The sequence below is a fragment of the Pedobacter sp. 05L430 genome (genome assembly GCF_056397585.1).
On record NZ_JBFTNT010000304.1, the window covers coordinates 1 to 6,465 of the forward strand.

At 37.2% G+C, this 6,465-nt stretch carries 8 protein-coding genes and 2 pseudogenes; 4 read left to right on the forward strand and 6 right to left on the reverse strand.

What is annotated here, in order from left to right:
* A partial coding sequence (locus AC1DG9_RS23135) for a glycoside hydrolase domain-containing protein (RefSeq protein WP_477635323.1) occupies positions 1 to 147 on the forward strand: 147 nt, incomplete at its 5' end.
* 74 nt (positions 148 to 221) lie between these two features.
* Here AC1DG9_RS23135 and AC1DG9_RS23140 read toward each other — a convergent pair.
* From AC1DG9_RS23140 to ribD, 5 genes are all read right to left on the reverse strand, one after another.
* On the reverse strand, positions 222 to 542 hold the full coding sequence (locus AC1DG9_RS23140; RefSeq protein ID WP_048905347.1) for a hypothetical protein: 321 nt from the start codon (positions 540 to 542) through the stop codon (positions 222 to 224).
* A 78-nt stretch (positions 543 to 620) separates the two neighbouring features.
* Positions 621 to 1,499 (reverse strand): nucleoside phosphorylase, encoded by an 879-nt coding sequence (locus AC1DG9_RS23145; protein ID WP_288879357.1) that lies wholly within the window; start codon positions 1,497 to 1,499, stop codon positions 621 to 623.
* A complete protein-coding gene (locus tag AC1DG9_RS23150; protein WP_172662983.1) occupies positions 1,469 to 2,086 on the reverse strand; it encodes an IMPACT family protein in 618 nt (205 codons plus the stop codon). The genes AC1DG9_RS23145 and AC1DG9_RS23150 overlap by 31 nt, the downstream gene beginning before the upstream one ends.
* Positions 2,076 to 2,942: an EamA family transporter gene (locus tag AC1DG9_RS23155; protein ID WP_337716261.1), complete on the reverse strand. Its 867-nt coding sequence runs from the start codon at positions 2,940 to 2,942 to the stop codon at positions 2,076 to 2,078. Before AC1DG9_RS23155 ends, AC1DG9_RS23150 begins: the two co-directional genes overlap by 11 nt.
* Positions 2,939 to 3,994, reverse strand: coding sequence for a bifunctional diaminohydroxyphosphoribosylaminopyrimidine deaminase/5-amino-6-(5-phosphoribosylamino)uracil reductase RibD (ribD, locus tag AC1DG9_RS23160; RefSeq protein WP_288879356.1), 1,056 nt, complete (start codon positions 3,992 to 3,994; stop codon positions 2,939 to 2,941). Before ribD ends, AC1DG9_RS23155 begins: the two co-directional genes overlap by 4 nt.
* A gap of 48 nt (positions 3,995 to 4,042) precedes the next feature.
* Between ribD and prmC the strand changes: the two genes are divergently transcribed.
* A complete protein-coding gene (prmC, locus tag AC1DG9_RS23165) occupies positions 4,043 to 4,981 on the forward strand; it encodes a peptide chain release factor N(5)-glutamine methyltransferase (protein WP_477635322.1) in 939 nt (312 codons plus the stop codon).
* Here prmC and AC1DG9_RS23170 read toward each other — a convergent pair.
* Positions 4,903 to 5,607, reverse strand: a pseudogene (locus AC1DG9_RS23170) (tyrosine-type recombinase/integrase); the annotation flags it as partial. The gene prmC and the pseudogene AC1DG9_RS23170 sit on opposite strands and share 79 nt — an antisense overlap.
* A 44-nt stretch (positions 5,608 to 5,651) precedes the next feature.
* Between AC1DG9_RS23170 and aroQ the strand changes: the two are divergent.
* Positions 5,652 to 6,071 carry a type II 3-dehydroquinate dehydratase gene (aroQ, locus tag AC1DG9_RS23175; protein WP_288879354.1) on the forward strand — a complete coding sequence of 140 codons (420 nt, stop codon included), beginning with the start codon at positions 5,652 to 5,654 and terminating at the stop codon, positions 6,069 to 6,071.
* Between the two features lie 5 nt (positions 6,072 to 6,076).
* Positions 6,077 to 6,465, forward strand: a pseudogene (locus AC1DG9_RS23180) (hypothetical protein); the annotation flags it as partial.

A 6,465-nucleotide genomic window follows, 5' to 3' on the forward strand; every position in this document is an offset into this window, starting at 1 on the left:
GCTTTAAACCAAAGTGATAAGAATGTATATGTTCAGAGGGTTTTGTTAAATGGAAAACAACTTGCTGGAACTACCATAAAGCATTCTGATATTACGGGTGGGGGGAAACTGACGTTTTATATGACATCTAAACCGGTTAAGAAATAAAGGTTTTAAATAATGCTAAACAGAAAAGGCCGATATAACTATCGGCCTTTTCTGTTTAATCGCTGAATTCATTTCTAAACAAACGCAGGCACATCTGATCTCGGATCATTGCCCTGAATTTGATTTCTTCTTATATCCGATATTTCGGTTGGTTTTTTAATTATTTTTTTGTTTAAACCACTTGCTGCATTATACAGCAGGATACTTCCCAGCGCTACTTCTTCTATACCAGTAAACGGATGTTGACGAATATTTCTGATTCCCTTTTGTAAGATATATACACCCGCAATTACAGAGATCAGTCTTTTTCCGGTATTTAAATCTTTCGCTTCGTAACCAGCAAGCGAAGTATTTACCACAGATAGCACGAATCTCTCTTTTATTTTCCCAAACATATTATTCTTAATTTAATTCTATTGACCAAACATTTCTATTGAATGTACATTAATCATACCGAATGAACATTGGACGCATTATTTTTGTTTGATTATTTTCTCTAAAACCATTTTTATCGCCTTGTCTACAACTGCCGCCGGATTTTTACTGAATTCGAAATTAACCCGGCTTGCAAGTATTGCATTTACTGACAGGGCTTTATGTCCTAAAGCTTTTGCCAACGCATAAATTCCTGCGGTTTCCATTTCTAAGTTAGTAATTCTATAGTTACTATGCTGAAAATTATTTAATAAATTGATAAAATCAGGTATGGCATTCTTAGCTCTTACCTGTCTGCCTTGTGGTGCATAGAAACCTGGAGCAGTTACTGTGATTCCTTTTTCCATATCACTTCCTATGGTATTCAGCAATACATTGTCGGCGGCTGTAAGGTAAGGGGTAATGCCTTTAATATGCGAAAACCGTGATTTAAAGGCATCTAGAATGCTATGTTCATCACCAGATAGTTCATTAATGTAGTATTGCATTAAGGCATCCAGTCCGAGGCCAAATGAAGAAGCAAGTATGGTTCCCATGGGTATGTCGGGCTGTATAGCACCTGAGGTACCAATGCGAATAATATCTAATGAGGTTAATTCTTTTTTAACTTCCCGCTTTTCAAAATCAATGTTTACAAGGGCATCAAGTTCATTAAAAACGATGTCGATGTTATCTGTTCCAATGCCTGTAGAAATTACGGTAATGCGCTTTTTATCTAAATAACCTGTATGGGTTATAAATTCACGTTTTCCTTTTTTAAGCTCTATGCTATCGAAGTGTTTAGAAACTTCAGAAACCCTGTCTGGATCACCAACTGTAATTACTGTTTGAGCCAAGTCTTCGGGCAGCAGGCTCAGGTGGTAGATGGTACCATCCTGATTAATAATCAGGTCTGCTTCAGATATTTTATTTCCCATATGTTCTCAATCTTATCTAATTTACCTAATACTGTATTTAAATTTGCCTTTCTTACCTCAAACTGTATCACACAAGCGTTGTCAAAATTTTGATTAAGGATGTTCAACTGCTCGTCTTTCATTAGGCGCATTACATCATTCATAGCCAGATAATCGAAGGTGATTTCGTAAATATCGTTTAGTGTTTTTTCTACAACATTGGCTTCTTTAATTGCTTCTGCAGCAGCAGTTTTATAGGCGTTAATTAAACCGGGTACACCGAGTAAAGTGCCGCCGAAATACCTTACCACTACAATAAGGATATTTGTTATATCAGCCGAGAGCAGTGTGTTTAAAATAGGTCTGCCGGCTGTGCCAGATGGCTCGCCATCATCTTGAATTCGGAATACGCTTCTATCAGGACTTAAACGCAATGCCCAGCAAAAATGACGTGCTTTTGGATGTTCTGACCGAAGATTTTGAAGTATATTTTTTACTTCTTCATCAGAACGTATGGGGTATGCATAAGCAATAAATTTGCTTCCTTTATCCTTAAAAACCCCTTCGGAAGCAGCGGATATGGTTTTATAGGTGTCATCAAATAGCATAAATCTTAGATAGTGTTATTAAAATAATGGCGGCCAGCGCTAAAAACAGACCCCAGTAGTTCAATTTGTTTAGTTTTTCTTTGAAAACAAATATTCCGATAAGGCTGCCCAGGATAATTACACCCATATTCATACTGGCAAATACGGTTGATGGGTTTTGTGCCATTGCACCATGCGCTTTAAGGTAGAACAGGATATTGAAGAAGTTAAAGAAGCCTAACACACAGCCACAAAGGAAGTTAACCAGTTCCAGCTTTTGGTTTTTGAATGCCCTGAAATATAGGATGGCAACAATTGAAATGGTAAAAGCTAAGATGAAGACGATGGTTAATGAAGTAGTATAAGGTATTGATTTGATCTGTGCAACCTGCTTAAAAAGTATGTCTATTATCCCAAAACCTACAAAAACTACAAGCGGGTAAAACCAGCTGCCAATGGTAATTCTTTGCGTTGTTTTCTTATGTAAAGTAAAAAATATGGCTACAAAGCCAATAGCAAGTCCGCAGATTTTAGTGATGGTAAAGTGTTCTTTGAATAGGAAATAGGAGGCCAGGATTGGAATAAATAAGGATAATCGCTGTGCAATGTCTGTTCTGGCGATGCCAATGTTTCTGATTGAACCTGCAAGGAACCAAAAAATAAGTGGCAGCAAGATTCCAAGACCTAAATAAATATCGTAATGTGAAGTGGAGGCAAGGTCTTTGAAGCTGGGTTTAAAAAAGAAAATACTTAAGCCAATAGCAAAGAGGTAATTCCACGTAACTGCCTGAAGGATATTGATTTTATATCTTTTGGCAAACTTTAGTAGTACGCCAACAGTAACGCTGCAAAAAATGCTTATTAGCAGGTAAATCATTTGTTTTGGTTATTTTGATAGATAGTTAATTTGTCTTTTTCTACRTAGTGTTCTTCTGTTATTATTCCATTGATTACAGGAGATGCGATGCCGTCTGACCAAGAGGTGGCAGAGGTGAAAACTCTTGCCTCATCCCATAAATTGCCCTGAATAAATTGGTTAAGGATATTTGCTCCGCCTTCAATAATGACAGATTGGATATCCATAAGATACAGCTGGAAAGCTATTTTTTGTGGCAGGTAGTACTGCATATCTTCCATCTGAATGAAGTGAACATTGTTTTGTACTTCTGTTTTTACTTCATTTATAACGATGGTTTTTGCGCTGTTATTATATATGTGGTTATTGGCAGGAACATGCAGATTGCGGTCAATAAGTATCCTTACCGGGTTTTTACCGGGCCATTCTCTGGCGCTTAATTGAGGATTATCGGCAATTGCGGTTTGCTTTCCAATAAGTATGGCGTCTTCTTCGGTTCGCCATTTATGTACCAGTTTTTTTGAAAGTGGACCGCTTATCCATTGTTGTACAGTGTTTTTTGGTGCAAAGTATCCGTTTGCTGTTGTAGCCCATTTAAGAATTATGAATGGACGTTGTTGCTTTATCCTGGTAAAAAAGCGACGGTTAAGGTACCTGCATTCGTTTTCCAGAATGCCTGTTTCTACTTTAATACCCGCATTTTGCAGCTTTTCTATTCCTTTTCCGTTTACATCTGCAAATGGGTCTGTATTACCGATAACAACCTTTTTTATTCGGTGTTTAATGAGCAGATCTGCACAGGGAGGGGTTTTGCCAAAGTGAGCGCAGGGCTCTAAACTTACGTAAGCTGTTGCATTTGATAGCAATTCGGCTGCTTTATCGCGATGGTTTTTCAGAACATCGTTTATGGCATTTACTTCTGCATGGGCTTCGCCGAATTTTTTGTGGTATCCTTCGCCAATTATTTGACCATTATTTACTATTACACATCCTACAAGTGGGTTTGGGCTAACACTTCCGATTCCCATTTTTGCCAATTCAAGGCAGCGTTGCATATATAGTTGGTCTGTCATTACAGCAAAAGTAAGGTATATTGTTCGATTTACTTACTTTTGCATAGCATGAATTTAAAGCAATTATTGCATCATTTTACGAATGAGTTAATAGCCATTTACGATGAACAGGAAATAATTTCTATTTTCAATATTACTGTGGAGCATATTTCTGGTTTCAATAGGAGCCAATTGATGCTAAATGCAGATGCTGAAATAGAGGATGTTAAGTATAATGAGTATTTACTGGCATTGAGCAGATTGAAAACCGGTGAGCCTTTGCAATATGTTATTGGGGATACTGTTTTTTATGGTTTAACTTTTAAAGTTAGTGGCGCTGTATTGATTCCGCGACCGGAAACAGAAGAGCTGGTTGATTGGGTTATAGAAAGATGTGGTTCAGATCAGTCTAAAACGCTTAAGAATGGTAGTATTTTGGATATTGGTACCGGGAGCGGTTGTATCGCCATTTCACTGAAAAAGAACCTGGATAACTTTAAAGTAAGTGCTATTGATGTTTCAGAAAGTGCTTTGGCAATTGCCAGCGAGAATGCGCAGCTAAATAATGCTGAAATTAACTTTATTCATGCGGATATTCTGAGCTATAAAAGTACTGAAATGTACGATGTGATAGTGAGTAACCCACCTTACATTACAATGGAAGAGCAAAAGGCTATGCATAAAAATGTATTGGAAAACGAGCCTCATTTAGCCCTGTTTGTATCTAATGAAGAGCCTTTGATATTTTATGAGGCAATTGCAGAATTTGCACTTCGTAATTTGAATGAGAATGGTCTTTTGTGTTTCGAGATTAATGAATATTTAGGTAAAGAGACAGTACAAATGTTATCTGATAAATCATTTATAAACATAGAGTTAAGAAAAGATATGCAGAAGGTATGTGGACTGATGCTTTTTTTTATTCCCGCCTTTAAAGCTAAAGCTTTGATCATGGTAAAAACGGAGATTCTYGATAAACCGGTTCCGCCACGATTTAGAAAGATGTAGTCTTCAAATCCTTTCTTAATGCTAATATGTACCCTGGATTCTTCTATATAGATTTTAATGAATTTTAAGGCACTGGCCCCAATTGGCACTATACGCTCTTTATTTCCTTTTCCAATTACCTTTATGTACTCGCTTTCGTAATGTATATTGGATATTCTTAAACTGATAAGTTCTGTAACCCTTAGTCCGCATCCGTAGAGTACTTCAAGGATTGCTTTGTTTCGCATCCCATCTGGTTTGGATGCATCTATGGCCTCAATTAATTGGTTGATTTCGATAATGTTGAGCGTATCAGGTAGCTTACGTGATAACCTGGGTGATTCTAACAGGGCTGTAGGATCTATAGTAATGATCTGCTCCAATAAAAGGAAACTAAAGAACGACTTTAGGCCCGATATTACTCTGGCTTGTGTGCTTGGGAGCATTCCGAGTTCATTTATCCATGTGATAAATAACTTTAAGTCGTTACTTGTAACATCCTTTAAATTAGTGTGTTTATTTATAGAGTCGAAGTACTGGAACAACTTATCGATATCGGTAAGATAGGCATCAATAGAGTTGCCGGACAGCGAGCGCTCCAGTTTTAGATAGTCTTTAAACGATTTTAAGTAGGGGTTATTAATCACACAAAAATTTTCTGATGTAAGTTTTTAGCTTTAAGTTTGAACTGATGAAGATACAAATTATTAACGGCCCAAATTTAAACCTTTTAGGGGTTAGGGAGCCTGGTATTTATGGAAATTTAAGCTTTGATCAATATATTCCGCAATTGCGTGAAATGTATAGCATCTTTGAGATTGATTATTATCAGAGTAATGTTGAGGGTGAGCTTGTAAATAAACTGCATGAGGTTGGGTTTGATTATGATGGTATTGTACTTAATGGTGGTGCTTATACGCATACTTCTGTAGCTATTGCTGATGCAATTGCAGCTATTAAAACGCCTGTAATTGAAGTTCATATCTCTAATATTTATGCAAGAGAGGAGTACAGACATGTTTCACTTACAGGTAAGAACTGTAGAGGCGTATTAACGGGATTTGGGATGGATGGTTACAGACTGGCAATTGAAAGTCTGTTAAAGGGCTAGAAAGCATGCAGATTAAAATTTGTTTATTGATGGCCGTTTGTTCGGCTATAGGTTTTGGCGCTGTTGCACAAACTGATGTTACTGAAAAAGAGATCCTGGGTCATATCTCATTTCTTGCTTCGCCAAAAATGGCTGGCCGTTTCCCTGGAACTAAAGAAAACAAAAAGGTTGTAAGTTATCTGATTAAAGACTTTAAAAAGGCTGGTATTAAGCCTGTTAATGGTAGTTATGTTCAGGAATTTATTGCTAAAATACGGGTGAAAAAAGGGGTGACAGATACCCCAAGAGTTAAAACCCAGAATGTTGTGGGTTTTATTGAAGGTAGTGATCCGGTTTTAAAGCATGAATTTATTGTGCTTGGCGCACATTATGATCATTTGGGAATGGGTGGACC

Excerpts from the sequence above, each read along its gene's own strand:
- AC1DG9_RS23140 (WP_048905347.1), bottom strand. The coding sequence starts at position 542 with ATGTTTGGGAAAATAAAAGAGAGATTCGTGCTATCTGTGGTAAATACT.
- AC1DG9_RS23145 (WP_288879357.1), bottom strand. The coding sequence starts at position 1,499 with ATGGGAAATAAAATATCTGAAGCAGACCTGATTATTAATCAGGATGGT.
- AC1DG9_RS23150 (WP_172662983.1), bottom strand. The coding sequence starts at position 2,086 with ATGCTATTTGATGACACCTATAAAACCATATCCGCTGCTTCCGAAGGG.
- AC1DG9_RS23155 (WP_337716261.1), bottom strand. The coding sequence starts at position 2,942 with ATGATTTACCTGCTAATAAGCATTTTTTGCAGCGTTACTGTTGGCGTA.
- aroQ (WP_288879354.1), top strand. The coding sequence starts at position 5,652 with ATGAAGATACAAATTATTAACGGCCCAAATTTAAACCTTTTAGGGGTT.